This window comes from Kribbella sp. NPDC004875 (assembly GCF_042873375.1).
Classification (GTDB): Bacteria; Actinomycetota; Actinomycetes; order Propionibacteriales; family Kribbellaceae; genus Kribbella.
The window spans coordinates 1,383,885-1,406,354 of sequence record NZ_JBIALI010000001.1 but is presented as its reverse complement, the minus strand read 5'-3'; the positions used below and the strand labels follow the sequence as shown (position 1 = coordinate 1,406,354).

The following is a 22,470-nucleotide window of genomic DNA, read 5'->3' as shown; positions in this document are numbered from 1 at the left end:
ACCGGCGGGTATATACTCAAGTTACTCGTGAGTACGATACTTAGGGGAGCCGTGTGAGCCACTACAAGTCGAATCTGCGCGACATCGAGTTCAACCTGCTCGAGGTGCTGGGCCGAGGCGAGGTGCTCGGACAGGGCCCGTACGCCGAGATGGACGTCGACACCGCCCGTGAGGTGCTCGCGGAGGTCGACCGGCTGGCCAAGCACGAGCTGGCCGAGTCCTTCGCGGAGGCCGACCGCAACCCGCCGGTGTTCGACCCGGAGACCCACGAGGTCCGGATGCCCGAGGCGTTCAAGAAGAGCTACCACGCCTACATGGACGCCGAGTGGTTCAAGCTCGAGCTGCCGGCCGAGCTGGGTGGCCAGCCGACCCCGCCGTCGCTGCGCTGGGCCGCCGCCGAGCTGGTGCTGGGCTCCAACCCGCCCGTGCACATGTACGCAGCCGGCCCGAACTTCGCGCACGTGCTGTGGCGCAACGGCACCGAGCGGGACAAGTTGATCGCGCACCACATCATCGAGCGCGGCTGGGGCGCCACCATGGTGCTGACCGAGCCGGACGCCGGCTCCGACGTCGGCGCCGGCCGCACCAAGGCCACGCTGCAGGAGGACGGCAGCTGGCACATCGAGGGTGTCAAGCGGTTCATCACCTCGGGCGAGCACGACATGACCGAGAACATCGTGCACCTCGTCCTCGCCCGCCCGCAGGGCATCGACGGCGTCGGCGGCCCGGGCACCAAGGGCCTGAGCCTGTTCGTGGTCCCGAAGCACCACTTCGACCTGGAGACCGGCGAACTGACCGGTGAGCGCAACGGCGCCTTCGTCACGAACGTCGAGAAGAAGATGGGCATCAAGGTCTCCACGACCTGCGAGATCACCTTCGGCGACAGCAACAACGGAGGTCCGGCGAAGGGCTGGCTGCTCGGCGAGGTGCACGACGGCATCGCCCAGATGTTCCAGGTCATCGAGTACGCCCGGATGATGGTCGGCACCAAGGCCATCGCCACGCTGTCCACCGGCTACCTGAACGCGCTCGAGTACGCGAAGGAGCGGGTCCAGGGCGCCGACCTGACCCAGCCGGCCAAGGACGCGCCGCGCGTCACGATCACCCACCACCCCGACGTCCGCCGGTCGCTGATGACCCAGAAGGCGTACGCCGAGGCGCTGCGCGCACTGGTGCTCTTCACCGCGACGTACCAGGACCGTGCCGAGCAGGCGCGGTACGCCGGGGAGCACGACGACCTCGCCGAGCGGGTCAACGACCTGCTGCTGCCGCTGGTCAAGGGCTACGGCTCGGAGAAGTCCTGGACGCTGCTCGGCACCGAGTCGCTGCAGACGTTCGGCGGCTCCGGCTTCCTGCAGGACTATCCGATCGAGCAGTACGTGCGGGACGCGAAGATCGACACCCTCTACGAGGGCACGACCGCGATCCAGGGCCAGGACCTGTTCTTCCGCAAGATCATCAAGGACCAGGGCAAGGCGCTCGGTCACCTGGCCGAGCAGGTGCAGGCGTTCGTCGCCTCCGAGGCGGGCAACGGCCGGCTGAAGGAGGAGCGCGCGCTGCTCGCGAAGGGGCTCGAGGACACCCAGAAGATCCTGGGCATCATGGGGCAGGCCCTGATGGCCAGCAACCCCCAGGCGGAGAACGGCGACCCGCGGAACGTCTACAAGGTCGGCCTGAACACCTCGCGGCTGCTGTTCGTGCTCGGTGACGTGGTCTGCTCGTGGCTGATGCTGCGCCAGGCCGACGTCGCGCTGGACAAGCTCGGCGGCGAGCTGAGCGCCGCTGACCAGGACTTCTACACCGGCAAGGTGGCCGCGGCGCAGTGGTTCGTGCGGTCCACGATGCCGTCGGTGCGGGCCGAGCGGGTCAAGGCCGAGCTCACCGATCTCGACGTGATGGACCTGCCCGAGTCCGCGTTCTGAGCTCCTCCGGCTCGGGCGCTTGCGCGGCCCGAGCCGGAGGTTTCCACCCCGTGGGGCAGATTGATCTGCCCCGGGTTGCCCCGCGATCTGCCCTGTTGCGGACCGGGGATGTACGGCAACGTTTCTGCCCTGAAACACCGTGACCCTGGCTTGGTTTCCCCTGTCCGAGCCAGGGTCGCGTCTATTCCGGAGCTGGAACCAGCCAACCAGGTGTCGCGTCCATGTGAATGTGCCCGAACCCGCCCGTCGTACGCTGTCCGCGATGCGCGCCCGTCTCTCCACCGCCCTGCTCGCCGCTCTGGCGTTCCTTCCGGCGCTCCCGGCCCAGGCCGCGCCGGCCGAGACCCCCGAGCTGCCCGACCGGATCGCCGCGACCTGGCGGACCGATCACCTGTCCGTGGACGAGCGGTTGCGCGCGACGATCCCGAAGGCCGAGACCGACCGGATCCGCGCGGCGATCCGCACCGCCGGTCTCCCGGTGTACGTCGCGCTCGTCCCGCAGTCGCCGTACCTGAAGGAGCACGGGTACGACCTGCCGACGTTGCTGCATGCGCGGATCGGGCAGCCGGGGGTGTACATCGTCGCGGTGGTGTCCGGCAGCTACTGGTCGGACCGCGCGGAGCTGTTCCGGCCGGCTGGGCTGCGCGGGCGTGACCTGTACAGCGTCCGGTCCGACGACCCGCAGGACCGCGACATCGTCAGCGAACGTCCGGCGCCGTCGATCGTGCGGACGATCCAGCAGGCGTCGACGGCGTACGACGGCCGGGCGCTGCCGCCGATCCCGAAGTCTGACCTGGACCCGCCGCGCGAGGAGCGGGGGATGTCGGTGACCGACAAGTCGGACCGGGCCGTGTTCATCGGGATGGGCGTCGGCGGGGTGTTCGGGTTCGTCCTGGTGCTGCTGATCGGGCTGCGCCGGCGACGGCCGGCCAAGCGCACCAGGAAACAGTCCGGTGACGAGCCGCCGATCGAGGCCTGGGACGTGCAGCTCAAGGCCGACGCCAAGATCGAGCAGGCCGAGCGCGCGCTCGCACGGCTCGACAAGCGCCGGAAGAAGTCGACCGAGCAACTGGATCAGCGCGACGACGCGTACCGCCGGCTGGACGCGGCGCGCACCCTGCGCGCGGACCAGCCGGACGACGTGCTCGCCTCGGCCGGGGCGCTCGTGCTCGCCCGCCAGGCGGAGCGCGTCGCGTCCGGCGCGGCCCTGCAGCCGCCGTGCTTCTTCGACCCGACCCACAACCCCGGCACGGCCGAGGTCGACTGGTCGGACGACGTCGAGGTCCCCGCGTGTCAGCAGTGTGCGGGCGTCGTACGTCGCAAGGGAACGCCGCGCGGGCTGCGGGTGTGGTCCAAGTCGGGGTTGATCGGCCGCAAGCAGGTGCCGTACTGGACGCTCGACCCGGAGGAGAACCCGATGGTCGCGAGCGGCTTCGGCGCGCTGTCGGACGACCTGCCCGAGCGGATCGCGGCCCGGAAGGAGGACGCCCGATGAAGCGGCTTCTGCTCTTGCTGACGGCGACCGCCTTCCTGCTGACCGGGACGGCGTCGGCCGCGACACCGGCGGATCCCCGGCTCACCGCCGCGGTGGCGGCATGGAAGACCAGCCACGTGTACGTCGACCCGGACTTCGCCTCGATTGCCGACAGCAACGAGATGGAACGGGTCGCCGCGGGCGCGAAGCTGCCGGTGTACGTCGCCGTCGTACCGACCGGCGACTGGTTCCCGGAGAAGGACGACGCCGAGCTGCTCGCCGGCCGGCTGGCCGCCGCGAACGGGAAGCCCGGGGTGTACGTCGTGATGGACGAGTACACGTCCCACGGTGAGGCGAACAACATCGCGGCGTACGCGCCGAGCAGCACCTGGGCCGACAAGGACGAGACGCTCAGCAAGCAGCTCGCGGCGTACCTCGACGAGGTGGAGCTCAACGACCGCTACACGGCGAAACCGGCCCGGACGGAGCCGATCCCGGAGGAGCCGGAACGGTCGTACCCCGAGGAGAAGTTCACCGCGGGCAAGGCGATCGGGAACGGGCTCGGCGGGATCGTGCTCGGGATGCTCGGCGGCGCGGTCCTCGGTGGACTCGTGCTGGTGGTGGCGGCAGTGACCGCCCGACGACGGGGAGGCAAGGTGTGAAGGCCCGGTTTCTTGTGATCAGCCTGGTGGCGACCCTGACGATGCTGGTCGCCGCCCCGGCCGAGGCAGCGACCCCGGCGGACCGGGCGCGGGCGATCGCGACCGCGTTGAAGAAGGACCCGCTGTACATCGACCCGGCGTACGCGACCGCCCTGCCGCAGAAACTGCGCGACGATGTGTCCGCGAAGGCGAAGGCGCTCGGGTACCCGGTGTACACGATCATCCTGCCGCTGACGCCGAGCGACGAGTTCCAGGGCGAGGAGAGCACGGTGCTCACCCTCGTCATGGACGCGCTCCGGCAGCCCGGCCTGTACGTCGTGGTGGACGGCGGCAGCCGCTTCCCCTGGTACGAGACACGGGACCTGCCGCAGGTCGGCGAGGACAAGCTGTCCGCCTCCCGGTCGCGCGCGCTCGACGACGAGGGCTACGACGCGGGGCCGACCGAGGTACTGGCCCGGATGTACGAGTTGCTCGCGCAGCCCGGGATCCCGAAGACGGCGAAACGCCCAACCACGGGGTCCGGTCGTTCGCACCGCTCCGGCTGGGACGAGGTCGGGCAAGGGACGGTCGTCGCGGTGTCGATCGCCGGCGGGCTGGTCGTACTGATCCTGCTCGGGCTCGTCATCGGGCGCCGTCGGGGTTCGAGGTCGTCGAAGACGTTCCGCATCCCGCCGCACGTGGCCGCGACCGTGGCCGCCGAACGGCGCCGCCGGCTCACGCGCGACACCAACGCGGAGCTCACGACGCTCGGTTCCGAGCTCGCCGCGCTGCCGTCGACCGACGGGCCGGGGCTGCGGCACCAGCAGGCGGCGTTGGACGACCACGCCGCCGCGTCCAAGGTCCTCGACTCGTCGACCGACCTCGTCGATCTGGTCGGCGCGATGGTGCTGCTGGACAAGGCCCGGCGCGAGTACGACGCCGCGGTCGCGACGGCGGCCGGGCGCAACGCGAGCGCCGTACCGGATCTGTGTGCTTTCAACCCGCTGCACGGTCGTGCGCTGGCCAAGGCGACGCAGGTGGAGTCGGACGGCACGACGGTCACGCTGCCGCTGTGCGCCGAGTGCCGGCGAGCCCTGAAGCGCGGCAACGCCCCGGCGTCACTGCCCGGCAAGGACGGGCCCTACTGGTACGACGACTCGCTCTGGGCGCGGACCTTCTTCGGCACCACCGGCGACGATCTCGCCGAGGCGGTGTCCCGGGGCGAACTGCGTCGGTGAACCCCTGAGGAACGGTCAGGGACCGGTCGGGGGATCTGCCTGATCCTGGCGGCCCGCCGCGCGGCCTACTGTCGTTGCGACAACGTGGGTGGGCTCGAGATGAGGCGGACGATGGCGGAGAACAAGCAGCTCGGCGTGATCCTGCTGGTGGCGGCGGCCGGGCTGGCGTTCTGGCAGTTCGGGGACAAGAAGGCCGACGACACGCAGCGGATCGACGACAAGATCACCACGGTCCAGCTCGCCACCGGCGCCTCCGACATCAGCATCAAGGTGTCCGACGACGACACGACGTCGGTGCGCGAGCAGCGCAAGTACTGGTTCTGGAAGCACGGCGACGCGTACTCCGTGCACGACGGCGTACTCAAGCTCGACGGCGACTGCGGGTGGCAGTGCACGGCCGACTTCGAGGTGACCGTGCCGCGCGGCACCAAGGTCACCGGCGAGAACGGCAGCGGTGACATCGACATCGCCGGGGTCGCGGGCGTCGACGCCAAGTCCCGCTCGGGCAAGGTCGAACTCAGTGACGTCCAGGGCGACGTGAAGCTCGATGTCACCTCCGGCGACGTGGCGGTCAGCGACCTCACCGGGAAGCTCGACGTGAAGGCCAACTCCGGCGACATCGAGGCCCGAGGGCTGAAGGGTGGTGCGGTCTCCGTCGAGACCACGTCCGGCGACATGGAACTGGACCTCGCCGAGCCCAACGACGTTCGCGCGAAGGGCACCAGCGGCGATATCGAGATCGCGGCACCGGGCGGCGACTACAAGGTCACCACCGACTCCGACCACGGCGACGTCGAGAACAACCTCGGCAACAACTCCAACGGCTCACACTCGATCGACGCCACCACGACGTCCGGCGACATCGAGCTCCGCGGCCAGTGACTACTCCTTGATGTCGCGGTGGCTCTCCTCGACCACCCGGTACTCCTCTTCGATCGCCGGGTCGATGGCGTCGGTGTCCACGCGCCGGCGGCGGTTGGTGATGTAGAAGGAGAGCAGGATGCCGGCCAGGCCCGCGAGCATCAGGATGTAGCCGACGACCTGCAGGTTGACGGCGTCCCAACTGTCGCGGACGGCGAACGCCAGCACGGCGCCGACCACCATCAGAAAAATCCCCACACCGATGCTCATCCGAGCCTCCCAGCGAGTAACGTCCAACAACTTCGAAGTTACTTCTCTGTACCCGCCCACCAAACCGCCCACGACACCGACACCAACGCCGACGCCGGCACCGGGGTCCTTGCACAGGAAACAGTGGCCGCACACAGGCAATAACCTGTCAAAGGACCCCACTTAGGGTCACCCGCCCCCACAACCAACCAGCACAACCGAGGCAGGGCAAGCACGGCGGGTCGGGGTGAGCGCGGCGCGGCCAGGCGAGCGGGCGGGCGGGGGCCGAGCTACCTTCCTCTACCCGCCCACCAAACCGCCGGCGACGCCGGCACCATCTCCCGGGGCCTTGCACAGAAAGCAGTGGGTGCACACAGGCAATAACCTGTCCAAGCCCCCCGCTAAGAGTCACCAGACCCCACACGCGACCACCACAAGCGCGGCGAAACGAGCGGGCGAGGCGACGCGAACCCAACTGCCTCTAAGTACCCGCCCACCAACCCGCCCACGCCGCCAGGCGCCACCTCCCCGGACCTTGCACACAAAGCAGTGGGTGCACACAGGCAATAACCTGTCCAAGCCCCCGCTAAGAGTCACCAGACCCCACACGCGACCACCACAAGCGCGGCGAGGCAGGGCGAGGCAGGCAAGGGCGGGGCGAGGCCGGCAGAGCGGGGCGAGGCAGGCGGGGCGAGGCAGGCAGGGCAGGGCGGGGCGCGGTTGGGGTGGGGTTGGGTGGGGTGGAGTGGCTATTTGCCGCCGGACAGGACGAGTTTGATGTGGGTGGGGCCTTCGGGGGTGATGTTGATCGGGACGCCCCAGTCCTGGCGGTGCATGTGGCAGGCGGGGAACTCGACCTCGGCGGAGTCGTCGCAGGACGCCGCCTGGACGGCGACGTGCAGGACGCCCGAGCCGGCGTGCGGGTCGATGACCAGGCGGCGGACCAGGTCGGTCGAGTCGCCGGCGCCCTCACGGAGCAGGGAATCCGGCGTCGCCGACACCAGGAGCCGCGTGGACGGGCCGTAGCGGTCGTCGAGTTTCTGGCCCGGCGGCGGCGTGAACACGACCTCCAGGGTGACCTCACCGGCGGCGAGATCCATCGGCGGGCGTTGCGTGCGGGTGCTGAACTCGTCGGCCGTCGCGGACGCGCCCAGCGGCACCCGGGTGAGGCGGTGGGCGGCCGACTCCACGACCAGCAGTTCGTTGCCAACGACAACAGCACCGCTCGGCTCGGCGAGCCCGGTCGCCATCGTCTCGACGATCTCGGTGCGCGGGTCGTAGCGGCGTACGGCGCCGTTGTAGGTGTCCGCGATCGCGATCGAGCCGTCCGGCAGGACCGTCACCCCGAGCGGATGCTGGAGCAGCGCCTCGCCGGCCTTCCCGTCGCGGAGACCGAAGTCGAACAGGCCCGTTCCCACCGCGGTGTGCACGTCGGTGTCGATCCACCGCAGCGCGGAGATCTCGGAATCGGCGAGCCACAACCGATCGCCATCGGCGGCCAGCCCGCTCGTCTGCGCGAACCACGCCTCGGCCGGCGGACCGTCCTTCAAGCCTTCATTGGTCGTACCCGCGGCGACAGCCGTCTCACCGCTGACCGGATCGAAGGTCCACAACTGATGTACGCCGGCCATCGCGATCCACACCTGGTCGCGCCACCAGGCAACGTCCCAGGGCGAGCTGAGCGCGGCGGTGCCGTCACCGTCCATCCACTGCTTACCGGTCCCGGCCAGCGTCTGAACCGCACCGGTCGCCAGTGAGATCCCCCGCAGCGCGTGGTTGACGGTGTCCGCGACCACCACGTCGTACCCGACCTGGCCGGCGATGCCGGACGGCAGCACCACCAATCCGTTCGGCTCCGAGAACCGTGCCACATCGGCCGCGCCGTCGGCGAATCCACGCTCGCCGGTCCCGATCCGGCGTACGACGGTGGTCGCGTCCGGGCCGAGTTCGACGATGCTGTGATTGCCGGCGTCCGCCACGAGGAATCCGTTGTCCAGCGCAACGACCTTCGCGGGGAACCGGAGATCCGTCGGCTCGGCGGGCGGCGCGACGTACGGCGAGCGGCCGCGGGTGAGCGTACCGGCGGTCTCGTGCTGAGCGACGAGGTCGGTCAGCAGGGCGTCCAGGGCGTGCAGGTGCCCTTCACCGGAGTACTGCGCGACGATGTACCCGTTCGGATCCACCAGCACCAGTGTCGGCCAGGCGCGCGCGGTGTAGTTCTGCCACGTGACCAGCTCGGGATCGTCCAGGACCGGGTGCGCGACCTCGTACCGCTCGACGGCGCTGCGGACCGCGGCCTCCTCGCCCTCGTGCGCGAACTTCGGCGAGTGCACGCCGACGATCACCAGCGCGTCGCCGTACTTCTCCTCGAGCGGCCGCAGCTCGTCGAGGACGTGCAGGCAGTTGATGCAGCAGAAGGTCCAGAAGTCCAGCAACAGGAACCGCCCGCGGAAGTCCGCCAGCGACAGCTCCCGCCCACCGGTGTTCAACCACCCACGACCCCGCAACTCAGGCGCACGCACATGCATGTCCCCATTGTCCGACTCGGCTCAACACCGCCGGACGTCAGCCCGGCATGCGAGCGCTCCGGAACGCTGGCACAATCCCCCGGTGGCCAAGCGCACCGTCAAAGCACCCGAGCGTTCGCGGTGGTATCGCGACGGCACCGTCCTCACCTGGATCGGGATCGCGCTGGCGATCGTGGTCGCGCTGTTCGGTGACAACCTGTGGTCGCGGCTGACCGGACTGTTCGATCGTGAGCCGAGCCTCCAGCACCGGGTCGAGCAGGCGATCGCCGAGTGCCGGCAGGACGGCTACGAGTGCCGTACGACGAAGTCGATCGTGATCGCCAACGGCGCCGGCGCGTTGACGGCCGTCGGCGTCGACCTGATCGACAAGAACCTGTCCGGGAGTGCGGCCGGGTCCGCGGTGCTGGTGTTCGACGCCTCCGGCGGCCTGCGGTGGACCTCACCGATCCAGTCGTTCCAGCCCGGGTACGGGCTGACCGGTCTGGACACCGACGTGACCAACCACCTGTTCGTCAGTTTCGCGGTGACGAACCACAGCGGCATCGCGTGGGTGATCGACCCGTCCACGACCCCCGTCCAGACGTTCGGCAGCGTCGGCGGGTCCGGTCTGGTGATCGACGGCTACGAGGAGCCGAACTTCGCCGGCGTACGGCGACTCCTCACGTACCGCGAAGGCTGGCCGGCGAACACCCGGAACCCGAGCACCAGCCGCGACGTGTTCGAGTGGAACGGCACCAAGTACGTCCATCGGGGTTGCGAGCTCGTCGGCCCGATCGGGGCCGATGGCAACCGTCAGGTGCAGATGATGCGCCCGGCCGGCTCGGCACACTGCCGCCAACCGGTCGGAAAGTACTCCGTCGACCTCGACGGCGATCGCACCGCCGGAGCACAGGTGCCGTGATCAGCGGGGCAGGATCAGGGTGTCGGTGAGCATCTTCGCGGTCTTGCGGAGGGTCGCCGGCGAGGACGAGAGGTCGGTGGCCAACGCGTACGGCGTGAGGGTCTCGCCCGGGCCGACCAGGCGGTGGCGGTGCGCGAGGAGCCAGACGATCGCCCGCGGCCAGGTTGACAGGCGAGCCTTGGCCAGCAGGTCGGGGGCGTCGCGGACCAGGCGTTCGGCGATGTCGAACGCGTCGGGCGCGTACGCCGTCCCGAGGGTCTCGCCGGCCATCAGCCAGGCGTGCGGGGCCAAAACCGAGAGCGTGGCCGCCTGGGAGTTGTCCAGGCCGCGGAGATCGGGTTGCGGCGGCGAGCCGAGGCCCGCGAGGGCACGGTAAGCGTCTTCCAGATCATTCGTCGTGTCATCGAGGAAGACCCGCTCGCCGGGCTTGGACCCGACCGGGTCGATCATCGCGGCGGCCTCGAGGGCGGGCTGCCAGACGTCGACGGCGTCGACCGCCTCGTCGACGGCGTCCAGCGGCAGGTGCGTCCGGTCGCCGCAGAACTCCAGCCAGGCCTTCACCACGGACGGCACCGCGTCGAAATAGGTGCTGTCGGCAAGAACCTTGCGCGGCAGCCAGTGCGCGAGGAAGAGCTCCACCAGTACGGCGCTGACGCGCAGCGGACCGCCGACGGTGTGGTCGACCGCGTGGTCGATCCACAGCCGGACGATGTCCGCGGCGTCGTCCGGCAGATTCACGGAGTACCGCGACTCGAGGAACTCGTCGACCAGCTGGTCACGCTGGCGCGGGGTCGGCAACGGCCGGATCGGCGGGCGGATCGGGCGCTCGGGCAACTGGGTCAGCCGGTTCACCAGCAGGCCGGTGAAGAACTCGAAGTCCTCGCTGATCGGCGGATCGTCGTAGTCGCGGGTCTCCCCGAGCGCCTGCAGGATGATCCCGGCCGCGGTCGGCGGGCGCACGGTCCGGATGGTCACCCGGCCGCCGCGCTGGTACGCCTCCAGGACCCGGTCGACCGGCGGGCCGACGAACACGTCCTTCACGATCGCGCCGAGGTTGTTGTCGATGAACACCACCACGGTGTGCGGGTGCTGGTCGTCGTCGTAGTCCAGCACGACGCTGAGGCCGTCGCCGGTGATGTCCTCGGACACGATCGCGCTGGTCAACCGGAAGCCGGCGATCCGGGTCACCCACTCCGGCACTTCGTCCTGCGTGCGCAGCCGGGAGACATGGGCGCGCTGCAGCGGCAGCCGGCCGGCCGGGCCGACCGTCCGCGCCAGGCTGGTCAGCAGGACGAAGGACTCCAGGTCACGCCGCTCGCCGAGCACCCGCGCGGCGTCGGCCCAGAAGAACCGCTCCACCTCGCCGATCTCGTCCGGACGCCCGGCAGGCCACAACTGATCGGCGAGCATCGCCGCCGAGCGGGCCACCGACGCCTCGGCGATCACCGGGTGCAGCGCGGCGGGCACCGCGGCCAGATCCATGGCAAGCGTTTCCAGCAAGGTCTCCAGGACGGCGACACTGGGCGTGGTGTCGACGTCGACACCCGCCGTCGGCCCGACTGGCTCGCCGGGCTCGGAGCCGACGAGCCGTAAATGGCTGCGCCGTCCGTCCCGTCCGTGGGGAGACTTGGTCACCTCCGTGAGATTACCGTCCGGAACCAGTCCCCCGCAGGCAGCACCGCGAGTCCTGTGGATAACTACGGCCCGGGCTCGATCACGAGCCCGGGCCGTCGCACGACGTACAGGTCAGCCCTTGAGGGCGCCTGCCATCAGCCCGCCGATGAACCAGCGGCCCAGCACGATGTACACGATCAGCGTCGGGAACGACGTGATCAGCGCGCCCGCCATGCTCGCCGCGTAGTCGACCTTCTGGCCGCCGGCCAGCGCGGCCAGGCCCAGGGTCACCGGGCCGTTCTGCTGGGTGGTGAGGAACAGCGCGAACAGGAAGTCGTTCCAGACCGAGGTGAACTGCCAGATCAGCGTCACCACGAACCCGGAGATCGAGATCGGCAGGATGATCCGGGCGTAGGTCTGGACCAGGCCGGCGCCGTCCACCCGGGCCGACTCGATGATCTCGTTCGGCACCACGGTCGCGTAGTAGTTGCGGAAGATCAGCGTGCAGATCGGGATGCCGTAGATGCAGTGCGCGATGATCAGCGTCGGGATCCCGCGGGTGACGTCCAGTTCGGTGAACGTCGTCCGCAGCGGCAGCATCACCGCCTGGTAGGGGATGAACATCCCGAACAGGATGAACGCGAACACGATGTTCGCGCCCGGGAACCGCCAGCGGGCCAGCACGAACCCGTTCACGGACCCGATCATCGAGGAGATGATCGCGGCCGGGATCGCCAGCGACAGCGACCGCACCATGTACGGCTGCAGCACGTCCCAGGACTTGCGCCACGGATCCAGCGTCCAGATCTGCGGCAGGTTCCACTGCGCGGCGGCGGTGGTGTCGCTGGACGTCTTGAAGCTGCCGACCACGACGACGTACACCGGGATCAGCACGAACAACAGGAACAGCAGCAGGATCAGGTACTTGATCGAGCGGCTCAGTCTGGTCGTCCCGTCCGCACCGGTCCGGGGCTTGTGGCGGACCGCGCTCGCGGTGGTGCCGGTGGCGGCATCGACGGCGGTCATTCGTTGCTCTCCTGCCGGACGGTGTACGCGACGTACGGGATGACGAGGACGGCGACGACCGCGAGCATCACGATCGCGATCGCTGCCGCCTTGGCCTGGTCGCCGCGCAGCAAGGTGTTCCACATCAGGATCGAGGGCACCTCGGTACGGAACTGGTTCGGCCCGGTGATCGCGTAGATCAGGTCGAACAGCTTCAGCGACATGTGGCCGAGGATGATCAGCGCCGACAGCGCGATCGGCGACAGCTGCGGGAACAGCACGTGCCGGTACAGCTTGAACTCCGAGGCACCGTCGACCCGCGCCGCCTCGCGCAGCTCCGGCGGGATGCCCCGGAAACCGGCCAGGAACAACGCCATGATGTACCCGGACAGCTGCCAGACGGCCGGCAGCGCGATCGCCGCCATCGTCGTCCATCTACTGCCCGCGGTCCACCACGCGTTCTCCAGGAAGTGCAGCTGGAGGATTTCGAACAACCGGTTCAGCCCGCGGGCGTCGTCACCCTGGGACGGGTTCAGCAACCAGCCCCAGACGACACCCGAGGCGATCATCGAGATCGCCATCGGGAACAGGAAGATCGAGCGGAACACACCCTCGCCGGTGACACCCTTCTCCAGCAGCAGCGCCCAGATCAGGCCGAAGATCAGCGTGCCCACGATGAACAGCACCGTGAGCACGCCGAGGTTCTTCAGCGAGTTGAGGAACCGGTCCTCATGGAACAGGTTCGTGTAGTTCTCGAACCCGACGTAGTTCGCCGAGCCCTTCCGAGCGGTGTGGCGGTCGGTCAGCGACGTGTTGAACGACCAGGCGATCAGCCCGTAGACGAAGTACCCGAGCAACAGCACGGTCGGCAGCAGCACCAGGGCACCAGGGCCCCAAGTGCGAATTCTTCCGTGCATTGTCAGCTCACCGCCCGAGAACCGGTCCGCAACTCGCCCCGCATCAGCTCGTCTTCATCGCTTGGCCGAGCTGCTGCTGCAGCTTGGCGACGTCCTGACTACCGCTGAACTGACTCATCGCGGACAGGATGTCGTTGTTCTGGCCGAGCGTGCACGCGGCACCGTGGGCGCAGGACGGGACGATCGTGTCCTTCTTCCAGTCCGCCATCGCGGACTGCTGGTACTTCGGGTAGTCCGCCGGGTTGGCGTCCGAACGGGCCGGGATCGAGCCCTTCTTGGTGTTGAAGGCCTTCTGGCCCTCGGCCGAACCGACGACCTTCAGCCAGCACTTCGCACCATCGGGGTCGACGCCGTTGGTCGGCAGCGTGAACGAGTCGGCCAGGAACTGGAAGCTGTCCCCGGTGCCCGGAGCCGGCCAGTAGGTGTACGCGCTGTCCGGGACCTTGTCCGCCAGCTGCTGCGCGGCGACCCAGTCACCCATCAGCGTGTAGCCGGCCTGGCCCTTGTTCACGTAGCCCAGCGCGTCCGGCCAGTCGATCGCCTCGCGGTCGGCGTTGGTGAAGCCGAGCAGCGTCTTGTACTTGTTCAGCGCGGACGTCACGTCGGCACCGGACCAGTCGGTCTTACCGTCCCACAGGCCCTTGAACTTGTCCGGGCCGAGCTCGCCGAGCAGCACGGCCTCGACCAGCATCTCCTGCGCGAAGCCCTTGGAGATCGCCAGCGGCGCCTTCACGCCGGCCGCCTTCAGCTTGTTCAGGTCGGCGATCCAGGCGTCGACGTTGGCCGGCGCCTTCGAGGCGTCGATGTTCGCCTTCTTCAGCACGGCCGGGTTCACCCAGACCATGTTCGCCCGGTGGATGTTCGCCGGGATCGAGTAGATCTTGCCGTCGACGGTCAGGTTGTCGAGCAGGTTCTGCGGGAAGGCCTTGTCCAGCCCGAAGTCCTTGTACAGCCCGCTGACGTCGTCGACCTGCCCGGCGTTGATGTAGTCCTTCAGCTCCGCACCGGCGTGCGCCTGGAAGGTGGACGGCGGCTTGCCGGCCTGCAGGTCGTTGGCCAGTACCTGCTTGGCGTTCGAACCGGCGCCACCGGCGACGGCCGAGTTCACGAACTTGTAGTCCTTGCAGTCCTGGCCGAACACGGACACCAGGCCGTCCAAGCCGGCCTTCTCACCACCATCGGCCCACCAGGTGAAGACGGTGACGTCCTTGGTCCCGGACGAGCTCCCACCACTGCTGCTGTTGTTGTCGCTGTTCCCGCAGGCGCTCACCGCGAGTAGACCCGCTGCGCTCAGCACCGCGAGGGTCTTGGTCAGACCACCACGCATGATTCACTCTCCGATCAGTCGATGGAGCCGCCTGTGACAACGATGCCCCCTTGACGGCCCAACTCTGGGCACGCGAGCTACCGGGTGTCAACGTTCCGCGCAGGCGCGTTGCGCAGCCGTGACCCCGTGCGGCTTGACAGTGTGAGAGCGCGCACATTCGCGGCGCGAACCGGTGCTCTGCGCACCGGAACTGCGCAAAACTCAGGGCTTGAGCAATACCTTGATCGCCCGCCGCTCGTGCATCGCGGCGTAGCCCTCGGCGACGTCGGCCAACGGGATCTGGGAGTCGAACACCTTGCCGGGGTCGATCTCCCCCGCCAGTACGTCGGCCATCAGCTCCGGAAGGTACGCGCGGCAAGGGGCCGCGCCACCGTTGAGACCGACGTTCCGCCGGAACATCGTGCTGATCGGCACCTCGACGCCGTGCGGTACGCCGACGAACCCGACCGTCGCTCCGGCCCGCGCGACGTCGAACGCGGTCGTCATCGACTGTTCGGTACCAACGCATTCCAGCACCGCATCCGCGCCGACACCCTTGGTGAGTTCGAGTACGGCGTCCTTCGCCGCGTCGCCGCGTTCGGAAATGATGTCCGTGGCACCGAATTCCTTCGCCAACGCCTGCCGGGGCGCATGCCGCGACAGGGCAACGACCCGCTCCGCACCCATCCGGGACGCCGCGAGTACGCCGCACAACCCGACGGCGCCGTCGCCGACGACAACCACCGTGTCGCCGGCCTTCACCCGCGCGGACCGCGCCGCGTGCCAGCCGGTCCCCATCACATCCGAGAGCGTGAGCAACGACGGGACAAGCGAGTCGTCGGGTACGTCGGGCGTCGCGACCAGCGTGCCGTCGGCGTACGGGAGCTTGACGTACTCGCCCTGGCCACCGTCGGCCCTGGCGCTGCCGTAGCCGACCATGTTCTGGCAAGCGGTCTGATACCCCGCGAGGCAGTTCGGGCACGTCCCGTCGCTGACCACGAACGGCGCGATCACGAAGTCACCCGGCTTCACCGTGCGGACCTCGGACCCGATCTCCTCGACGATGCCGACGAACTCGTGCCCGATCGGCCGCGGCTCCTTGACCGGGTTCTCCCCGCGGTACGGCCAGAGGTCGGAGCCACAGATGCACGAGGCAACGACCTTGACCACCGCATCCCCGGGCCCGTCGATCCGCGGGTCCGGACGATCTTCCAGCCGTACGTCGAACGCTCCATGAATCACGGTGGCACGCATGGGACTCACACTAGATCAGGCGGGAACTGGCTCCCGCTCGACCCTCTTCGCGCCCCATCCGAGCCAGACGCAGGCAGCACCGAGCAGTACGCCGTGCGCGATGCGCAGCGCGGGCGGTCCGAAGAACTGCGGCAGGAACAGCCCGAAGCCGATCGCGAACAGGATGGCCGGCACGGTCTTCACGCGCACGGCCAGCAGAATCGCCGCCGCCGCCATCGTCAGCAACCCGACGCCGAACATCGTCATCGCGAACGGGTTGTAGCGCACGTCCTCGGCCAGGTCGAGGATGTTCGGCTGATTGGCGATCGCATGGAGGCCGAAGTCCTCGGCACCGTAGTACGGCAGCGTCAGGCCGGCGCCGATCCAGAAGACGATCGCAGCCGGCCGGTTGAGCTCGAGCAGCGCGATCGCGACCAGGATGAAGCCGATCATCGCGCACAGGTGGGCGACGATCCACGCGGTGGAGCCCATCGCGGCGGCCGCACCCGAGGTGGTCGACTCGTCCTCCCACGGGCGGAGGGCGGGGTAGAGCAGGAACAGCAGACCTGCGACGGACAGTTGGATCCTCATGATTGGTTCCTCAGGCTGGCGAGATACATCTGGATGAGCTGGTCGTAGGTTTCGTCGAGATCTTCGGGCAGCCCGAAACCGCCGCCCGACTCGATGGACGCGAAGCCGTGCACGAGCACCCGCAGACGCCGGGTCGCGTGCACCGCTGCCGGGCCTTCGAGCCCGTAGCCGCGCAGGGTGGCGTACATGACGCCCACCAACTTCTTGCCCGCCGCCTCCTGGATCGGGTCATGCAACGGGTCCATCGGGACTGCGGCGTACCGCTTCGGGCGCGCAGCGACGTACGCGCGATAGGCGTGCATCAAGGCGGTGACCGCCTCGTCGCCGCCGGTGCCCAGGACGATCGCGGTGAACTGGTCGGCCATGTCCTCGAGCACCCGGACACCGACGAGCGCCTTGAGTTCGCCGAGGTTCGCCACGTGCTTGTAGAGCGACGGTGTGGCGACCCCACAACCCTGCGCGACCGCGGCGAGCGTGAGCCCGTCCGGCCCGTGCTCGTCGACGATGCCGAGTGCCACGTCGACCACGGCGGCGGGCGTCAGCGACTTTTTAACGACCATAGCTCATAGGCTAATGGCATTAGCCAGAGGCGTCAATCAGACTGCGGCGTACCGTCCCCGACGATGAACCAGCGCGGGTACGTCGTCCACTCCGAACTCCACGTGCGCGATCTCCAACTGCACCTGGAGCCCCCACCCGATCTCGCGTGGGTCCGGGTCCACGAGGGTGCAACCCGCCCAGGTGCTGACGCCGACCGGCGCCGGGCCCCACTCGGTGTCCGTCCAGTCGATCATCCGGAACGGTCCGCCGGGAGCGGGCGCGACGTACCCGAAGGCATCGGCCAGCTGCCGGTGTGGTTCGCCGAGCAGCGCGACCACCGCGGTCCCGGACTGGCGGAGGGTTTCCCACAGGTCGGAGTCCGGGTCGATCAGGCCGAGCACATATCCGGGCTCACCGTCTGCGACCAGCATCGACGAGACAGTCAGCCCGGCTCGCTTCCCGTCGTACGCCGTTGTCCACAGCCCGACCGGGGACGGCAACCGCCCGCGGAAACGGCGTACCGGACTCCGCTCGGACTCCGGTGGCAGGAACGGGTGGTCACCGTGAATGGTCACCGGGCCACCGTACTTCGGCTAGTTGGTCGTCACCCGGTCCGGCAGCGTGAAGGTGTCGATGGGGTACGACGTGAGGCCGCTCGAACCGTGGACCTTCGCGACGGCACCGTTCGCGTCGAAGACGAAGCGGTACGACTCGCCGTACGAGCCGTAGCCGTTGCCTCCGGTGACGCGCAGGGCGTCGCCGTCCGCCTCCAACGGTTGCGGGTCGTCGGCCGGGTTCGCGCCGGCCGGGTCGGTCGCGTACAGCCGGCCGCCGATCAGGGCGAAGTCGGTGACACCCCACAGGTTCGCGAAGCGGCCGGTGAACCGCGCCAGGTCGTTCTCCGCACCGCGATCCTTCGACTCGCCGCGGTCCTTCGACTCGGCGAGGTCGAGGAGCCGGAAGAACCCTTCGGCGAGCTGGGACGCGGGCCCGTCGATCGCATTGGTCAGCACCGCGACGACCAGCCGCTGGTCCGGGTCGACGAGCGTCCGGGTGATGTGCCCCGGGTACCCACCGCCGTGCCCGAACACGTTCCGGTCACCGACCTTCGTCACCGCGAGACCGAGGCCGTACCGCGCCTTCTCGTCGGATCCGGTGGTCCACAGTCCGTGCTGCATCTCGCGCTTCGACTTGTCCGTGAGCAGCCGGTCGTCGCCAGGCAGGTGCGCGGAGAAGTAGGTGACCAGGTCCCGGGCGTTGCCGAAGAACCCGGTCGCCGAGGCCAGCGCCCGGGTATCGACGTGGTCGATCGGGACGCGGCGCTCGGCGTACGACAGCGCGCTGTACCCGGCGGCGTACTCCGTCAGCCGGGACGGATCCAGCTCCGGGCCGAGCCCGGACAGCCCGAGCTTGTCCACGATGGAGGTCTGAACATAAGCGTTGTACGGCGTCCCGCTGGCGGCCTCGATGACGAGACCGAGCAGGCCGTAGCCGATGTTGGAGTACTTGAAACGGTCGTTCTCGGGGATCACCGCAGTGGACTCGTCGCGCAGTACCGCCAGCAGCTCGTCGCGATCCGGGAAGCTGGTGACGAGCTGCCACCAGTCCGCGGCGAGGCCGTCGCGGGTGACACCGCCGGCGTGCGCGAGCAGCTCGCGCACGGTCCGCTCACCGACCGGCGTGCCGACGATCTCGGTGACATGCTGCGACACCTTGTCGTCGAGCCGCAGCCGGCCCTGCTCGACGAGCTGGAGGACCGCCGTGCCGGTGAACGTCTTGGAGTGCGACGCGATCCGGAACAGGTGCTGCTCCGTGAGCGGTACGGCGTTCTCCACGTCCGCCTGCCCGTAGGCCGCCGAGAACGCGATCGCATCCTCGGCGTACACCGCGACCTGGACGCCGGGGACCCGCTGGAAACGCTGGTTGAACGCCAGCCAACTGTCGTAATACGCGAGTACCTCGGTCAGATTCTGGGTCACGGCTGTCTCCTGGACGGGTCGGCGGATGGAGGTGCCACAGTCATACCTTCCGCCTCAGGGTCAGCTCAACGACACCTCAGCAGCAACCTCAGCCGACGTGCCGCCGCGACTGGATCACCCGGAAGCGGCTCGCGACGTAGGCGCCGTCGGTGTACGTCGCGTTCGCGGCCGGGTTCGCACCGGTGCCGTGGAAGTCGCTGAACGCGGCCGACTGGTTCACGAAGACCTGGCCGGTGAGGTTCTCCGACAGCGCGACGCCGGCCTCCAGCGCCGCCTCGCGGGCCTGCTCGATGATCTTCTCGTCGGTCGAGTAGATGCCGGCGGTCATCGCGCCGTCCTCGGTGACGGTCGACCGGAACAGCTCGATCGACTGCGCGGTGTCCGCGGTCTTCACCAGGAACGACACCGGGCCGAAGCACTCCCGCCCGTAGACCTCGTCGTCGGCGGCGTCGATCGCGACCAGCAGCGGCGTACGGACGACCGCGTCCGGGAACGCCGGGTGCTGGATCGCGCGGGACTCCAGCACGACCTCGCCGTACTCCGGGGCGAGTTCGAGGCGGCTGATCACGGCCTGGTTCACGATGCCGCCGAGGATCTCGACCGCGCGGGCGTCGTCGCCGAGCAGTTTGCCGATCGCCGTGGCGAGGCCCTGGCCGACCTCCTCGAAGGACTTGTGGCCTTCGTCGGTCTCGATACCGCCGGCCGGAACGAACAGGTTCTGCGTGGTCGTGCACATCTGGCCGGAGTAGAGGCTCAGGGTGAAGGCGAGGTTGTTGCAGAGCGCCTTGAAGGAGTCCGTGGAGTCGATGATCACCGCGTTGACGCCGGCCTTCTCGGTGAACACGGTCGCCTGCGTCGCGTTGTGCTCCAGCCACTCGCCGAACTCACTGCCGCCGGTGAAGTCGATCAGCTTCACCTCGGGGCGCTGGGCCAGCGGCTTGGCCAGCCCGTCGCCGGCGCGCTCGGTCGCCAGCGTGACCAGGTTGGGGTCGAAGCCGGCTTCGGCGAGTACCTCGCGGCACGCGTCGACCGTGATCGCCAGCGGCAGCACGGCCAGCGGGTGCGGCTTCACGACGACCGCGTTGCCGGTGACCAGCGAGGCGAACAGGCCCGGCCAGGAGTTCCAGGTCGGGAAGGTGTTGCAGCCGATCACCAGCGCGACACCGCGACCCGTGACGGTGAAGGTCTTCTGCATCCGGATCGGATCGCCCTTGGCCGGCTTCTCCCAGTTCGCCGTCGCCGGGTAGCGGCTCATCTCCTCGTACGCGTACGCGACAGCTTCGAGCGCCCGGTCCAGCGCATGTGCACCGCCGGCCTGGAACGCCATCACGAACGCCTGCCCACTCGTGTGCTGGACCGCGTTGGCGAGCTCGAACACCCGCTTGTGCAGCCGGTCGAGGATCTCCAGCACCACCCCGGTCCGCCCGTCGATCCCGGCGCGCCGCCAGTCCGCCAGCCCGTGCTGCGCGGCGGCCAACAGATCGTCGAGACCGTCCTCGACCACCCGCGGGTACGCGACGTCCAGCGAGATCCCGTACGGCGACTGCTCGGTGACGACCGTCCCGCGCGACCCGGGGATGTCCAGCGGGTACGTCGTACCGAGGTGGGCCTCGAAGGCCGCTTTGCCGTCGGCCGCCGCGTTCTCGCCGTACACCCGGGGGCTGGGCGACTCGGGGAACGCGGAGTGGTAGCCACGGTCGCGGATCGCCGTCAGTGCGCCGTCCAGGCGCTCACGGTGGGCAGAGAGCAGGTCGGTCGTCATGCCTGCGATGTTACAGTCATTGGCGCAACTGGGACTAGAGTGTCACACGGCCATCTTCTCGATTGGGCACACCGGTATGGACGACTTGGCGACCAGAGTGGCAGCGGCGATGTGGGCGGAGGACACCGCCAGCGCCGGCCTGGGCATGCGGCTGGTGGACGTCGCCGAAGGAACCGCGCGGGTCGAGATGACGGTGCGCGCGGACATGGTCAACGGGCACGGGATCGCGCATGGTGGATTCGTGTTCACCCTGGCCGACTCGGCGTTCGCGTTCGCCTGCAACTCACGCAACCAGGTGACCGTCGCGCAGGCCTGCGACGTCGTGTTCGTCGCGCCGGCCCGGCGGGGTGACGTGCTGGTCGCGGACGCCCGGGAGCGGACCACGTTCGGCCGGAACGCGATCTACGACGTCACGGTCACCCGCGGCGACGAGGTGATCGCCGAGTTCCGCGGCCGCAGTCGCCAACTGTCCGGAACCATCGTGTCGTCGGAGGATTCATGACTCGTGAGGCATTTCTCGTCGACGGCGTCCGGACGCCGATCGGACGGTACGGCGGTGCGCTGTCGGCGATCCGCCCCGACAACCTGGCCGCGCACGCGATCTCCTCGCTACTGAACCGGACCGCGCTGGACCCCGCACTGATCGACGACGTGATCCTTGGGTGCGCCAACCAAGCCGGCGAGGACAACCGGAACGTCGCCAGGATGGCGGTGCTGCTCGCCGGCCTGCCGGATGCGGTCCCGGGCACGACGATCAACCGTTTGTGCGGCTCGGGGTTGGATGCGGTCGCGTACGCCGCACGCTCAATCATTGCCGGAGACAACGACATCGTCGTGGCCGGTGGCGTGGAGTCGATGTCGCGGGCGCCGTTCGTGATACCCAAGGCGACGACCGCGTTCGCCCGGCAGGCCGAGATCTTCGACACCACGATCGGCTGGCGATTCGTGAACCCGGCACTCGAGGCGCAGTACGGGATCGACTCGATGCCGGAGACGGCCGAGAACGTCGCGGCGGACTTCGGGATCTCGCGGGAGGACCAGGACCTGTTCGCGCTGCGGTCGCAGCAGCGGGCCGCGAAGGCGCAGGCGAACGGGCGGCTCGCGGAAGAGATCGTGGCGGTCGACGTACCGGGCAAGCGCGGTGCGGTGACAGTGGTCGACACCGACGAGCATCCGCGGGAGACGTCGCTCGAGGCACTGGCCGGTCTGAAGACACCGTTCCGTTCGCCTGGGACCGTGACGGCCGGGAACGCGTCCGGGGTGAACGACGGCGCGGCGGCGCTGCTGGTGATGAGCGGCGAGGCCGTCGAGCGGCACGGAGTGACGCCGCTGGCACGGGTGGTGGGCACCGCGACAGCCGGCGTACCGCCGCGGATCATGGGCATCGGGCCCGCGCCCGCGACCCGCAAGTTGCTCGATCGCGCCGGAGTCGCAGCGTCCGACATCGAGGTCATCGAGCTCAACGAGGCGTTCGCGTCGCAGTCGCTCGCCGTACTCCGGCGGCTCGGTCTCCCCGACGACGCCGAGCACGTCAACCCGAACGGCGGCGCCATCGCCCTCGGTCACCCACTGGGGATGTCCGGCGCCCGCCTCGCCCTCACCGCGGCCCTGGAGCTTCGCCACCGCGACGCCCGGTACGCGCTGGCCACGATGTGCATCGGCGTCGGGCAGGGCATCGCGACCCTGCTGACCCGTCCCTAGGAGGACCC

20 protein-coding genes are annotated in these 22,470 nt (G+C 69.1%); 8 read left to right on the top strand and 12 right to left on the bottom strand.

Annotated elements, in window-relative coordinates:
- Positions 1-53 precede the first annotated feature (53 nt).
- The 5 genes from ACFYRH_RS06790 to ACFYRH_RS06770 all read left to right on the top strand — a co-directional run bounded on the left by ACFYRH_RS06790 (position 54) and on the right by ACFYRH_RS06770 (position 6,157).
- Positions 54-1,922, top strand: a complete 1,869-nt coding sequence (locus ACFYRH_RS06790; protein ID WP_387769262.1) for an acyl-CoA dehydrogenase — start codon at positions 54-56, stop codon at positions 1,920-1,922.
- 262 nt (positions 1,923-2,184) lie between these two features.
- Entirely contained in the window at positions 2,185-3,417 is a 1,233-nt protein-coding gene (locus tag ACFYRH_RS06785) for a hypothetical protein (protein ID WP_387769260.1), read from the top strand.
- Entirely contained in the window at positions 3,414-4,058 is a 645-nt protein-coding gene (locus tag ACFYRH_RS06780; RefSeq protein WP_387769257.1) for a hypothetical protein, read from the top strand. Before ACFYRH_RS06785 ends, ACFYRH_RS06780 begins: the two co-directional genes overlap by 4 nt.
- Positions 4,055-5,275 (top strand): hypothetical protein, encoded by a 1,221-nt coding sequence (locus ACFYRH_RS06775; protein WP_387769254.1) that lies wholly within the window; start codon positions 4,055-4,057, stop codon positions 5,273-5,275. The genes ACFYRH_RS06780 and ACFYRH_RS06775 overlap by 4 nt, the downstream gene beginning before the upstream one ends.
- 99 nt (positions 5,276-5,374) lie before the next feature.
- The gene (locus tag ACFYRH_RS06770) at positions 5,375-6,157 is read left to right on the top strand and encodes a DUF4097 domain-containing protein (RefSeq protein ID WP_387769251.1); all 783 of its coding nucleotides are present in this window, start codon (positions 5,375-5,377) and stop codon (positions 6,155-6,157) included.
- On the opposite strand, the gene ACFYRH_RS06765 is transcribed toward ACFYRH_RS06770, so the two are convergent.
- Both ACFYRH_RS06765 and ACFYRH_RS06760 read right to left on the bottom strand, forming a co-directional pair.
- A complete protein-coding gene (locus tag ACFYRH_RS06765; protein WP_387769248.1) occupies positions 6,158-6,406 on the bottom strand; it encodes a DUF6458 family protein in 249 nt (82 codons plus the stop codon).
- A gap of 728 nt (positions 6,407-7,134) precedes the next feature.
- Positions 7,135-8,913, bottom strand: a complete 1,779-nt coding sequence (locus ACFYRH_RS06760) for an NHL domain-containing thioredoxin family protein (RefSeq protein WP_387769245.1) — start codon at positions 8,911-8,913, stop codon at positions 7,135-7,137.
- 82 nt (positions 8,914-8,995) lie between these two features.
- Here ACFYRH_RS06760 and ACFYRH_RS06755 point away from each other — a divergent pair, with 82 nt between their 5' ends.
- Positions 8,996-9,814, top strand: a complete 819-nt coding sequence (locus ACFYRH_RS06755) for a hypothetical protein (RefSeq protein ID WP_387769242.1) — start codon at positions 8,996-8,998, stop codon at positions 9,812-9,814.
- Here the strand turns inward: ACFYRH_RS06755 and ACFYRH_RS06750 are convergent, their stop codons facing one another.
- The 10 genes from ACFYRH_RS06750 to paaN all read right to left on the bottom strand — a co-directional run bounded on the left by ACFYRH_RS06750 (position 9,815) and on the right by paaN (position 20,761).
- On the bottom strand, positions 9,815-11,449 hold the full coding sequence (locus ACFYRH_RS06750) for a hypothetical protein (protein WP_387769240.1): 1,635 nt from the start codon (positions 11,447-11,449) through the stop codon (positions 9,815-9,817).
- 111 nt (positions 11,450-11,560) lie between these two features.
- Entirely contained in the window at positions 11,561-12,454 is an 894-nt protein-coding gene (locus ACFYRH_RS06745; RefSeq protein ID WP_387769237.1) for a carbohydrate ABC transporter permease, read from the bottom strand.
- Positions 12,451-13,350 carry a carbohydrate ABC transporter permease gene (locus ACFYRH_RS06740; RefSeq protein ID WP_387769234.1) on the bottom strand — a complete coding sequence of 300 codons (900 nt, stop codon included), beginning with the start codon at positions 13,348-13,350 and terminating at the stop codon, positions 12,451-12,453. Before ACFYRH_RS06740 ends, ACFYRH_RS06745 begins: the two co-directional genes overlap by 4 nt.
- 43 nt (positions 13,351-13,393) lie before the next feature.
- Positions 13,394-14,677, bottom strand: coding sequence for an ABC transporter substrate-binding protein (locus tag ACFYRH_RS06735; protein WP_387769232.1), 1,284 nt, complete (start codon positions 14,675-14,677; stop codon positions 13,394-13,396).
- Between the two features lie 201 nt (positions 14,678-14,878).
- Complete coding sequence (locus ACFYRH_RS06730; protein ID WP_387769229.1) at positions 14,879-15,910, bottom strand: zinc-dependent alcohol dehydrogenase family protein; 1,032 nt, start codon at positions 15,908-15,910, stop codon at positions 14,879-14,881.
- Positions 15,911-15,925: 15 nt separating this feature from the next.
- Complete coding sequence (locus tag ACFYRH_RS06725; protein ID WP_387769226.1) at positions 15,926-16,480, bottom strand: hypothetical protein; 555 nt, start codon at positions 16,478-16,480, stop codon at positions 15,926-15,928.
- A complete protein-coding gene (locus ACFYRH_RS06720) occupies positions 16,477-17,040 on the bottom strand; it encodes a TetR/AcrR family transcriptional regulator (protein WP_387769223.1) in 564 nt (187 codons plus the stop codon). Before ACFYRH_RS06720 ends, ACFYRH_RS06725 begins: the two co-directional genes overlap by 4 nt.
- A 36-nt stretch (positions 17,041-17,076) precedes the next feature.
- Entirely contained in the window at positions 17,077-17,595 is a 519-nt protein-coding gene (locus ACFYRH_RS06715; RefSeq protein WP_387769220.1) for a flavin reductase family protein, read from the bottom strand.
- Between the two features lie 18 nt (positions 17,596-17,613).
- Positions 17,614-18,999 carry a serine hydrolase domain-containing protein gene (locus ACFYRH_RS06710; RefSeq protein ID WP_387769217.1) on the bottom strand — a complete coding sequence of 462 codons (1,386 nt, stop codon included), beginning with the start codon at positions 18,997-18,999 and terminating at the stop codon, positions 17,614-17,616.
- Between the two features lie 88 nt (positions 19,000-19,087).
- Positions 19,088-20,761, bottom strand: a complete 1,674-nt coding sequence (paaN, locus tag ACFYRH_RS06705) for a phenylacetic acid degradation protein PaaN (protein WP_387769214.1) — start codon at positions 20,759-20,761, stop codon at positions 19,088-19,090.
- 76 nt (positions 20,762-20,837) lie between these two features.
- On the opposite strand from paaN, the gene paaI reads away from it, so the two are divergent.
- Both paaI and pcaF read left to right on the top strand, forming a co-directional pair.
- Complete coding sequence (paaI, locus tag ACFYRH_RS06700) at positions 20,838-21,263, top strand: hydroxyphenylacetyl-CoA thioesterase PaaI (protein ID WP_387769211.1); 426 nt, start codon at positions 20,838-20,840, stop codon at positions 21,261-21,263.
- Entirely contained in the window at positions 21,260-22,462 is a 1,203-nt protein-coding gene (gene pcaF, locus ACFYRH_RS06695; RefSeq protein ID WP_387769208.1) for a 3-oxoadipyl-CoA thiolase, read from the top strand. The genes paaI and pcaF overlap by 4 nt, the downstream gene beginning before the upstream one ends.
- The last annotated feature ends 8 nt before the right edge of the window (positions 22,463-22,470 follow it).

Coding starts and splice junctions, on each gene's coding strand:
- ACFYRH_RS06785 (WP_387769260.1), top strand. CDS start 2,185: ATGCGCGCCCGTCTCTCCACCGCCCTGCTCGCCGCTCTGGCGTTCCTT.
- ACFYRH_RS06745 (WP_387769237.1), bottom strand. CDS start 12,454: ATGACCGCCGTCGATGCCGCCACCGGCACCACCGCGAGCGCGGTCCGC.
- pcaF (WP_387769208.1), top strand. CDS start 21,260: ATGACTCGTGAGGCATTTCTCGTCGACGGCGTCCGGACGCCGATCGGA.
- ACFYRH_RS06735 (WP_387769232.1), bottom strand. CDS start 14,677: ATGCGTGGTGGTCTGACCAAGACCCTCGCGGTGCTGAGCGCAGCGGGT.
- paaN (WP_387769214.1), bottom strand. CDS start 20,761: ATGACGACCGACCTGCTCTCTGCCCACCGTGAGCGCCTGGACGGCGCA.
- ACFYRH_RS06770 (WP_387769251.1), top strand. CDS start 5,375: ATGAGGCGGACGATGGCGGAGAACAAGCAGCTCGGCGTGATCCTGCTG.
- ACFYRH_RS06720 (WP_387769223.1), bottom strand. CDS start 17,040: ATGGTCGTTAAAAAGTCGCTGACGCCCGCCGCCGTGGTCGACGTGGCA.
- ACFYRH_RS06725 (WP_387769226.1), bottom strand. CDS start 16,480: ATGAGGATCCAACTGTCCGTCGCAGGTCTGCTGTTCCTGCTCTACCCC.
- ACFYRH_RS06760 (WP_387769245.1), bottom strand. CDS start 8,913: ATGCATGTGCGTGCGCCTGAGTTGCGGGGTCGTGGGTGGTTGAACACC.
- ACFYRH_RS06740 (WP_387769234.1), bottom strand. CDS start 13,350: ATGCACGGAAGAATTCGCACTTGGGGCCCTGGTGCCCTGGTGCTGCTG.
- ACFYRH_RS06730 (WP_387769229.1), bottom strand. CDS start 15,910: ATGCGTGCCACCGTGATTCATGGAGCGTTCGACGTACGGCTGGAAGAT.
- ACFYRH_RS06765 (WP_387769248.1), bottom strand. CDS start 6,406: ATGAGCATCGGTGTGGGGATTTTTCTGATGGTGGTCGGCGCCGTGCTG.
- ACFYRH_RS06780 (WP_387769257.1), top strand. CDS start 3,414: ATGAAGCGGCTTCTGCTCTTGCTGACGGCGACCGCCTTCCTGCTGACC.
- paaI (WP_387769211.1), top strand. CDS start 20,838: ATGGACGACTTGGCGACCAGAGTGGCAGCGGCGATGTGGGCGGAGGAC.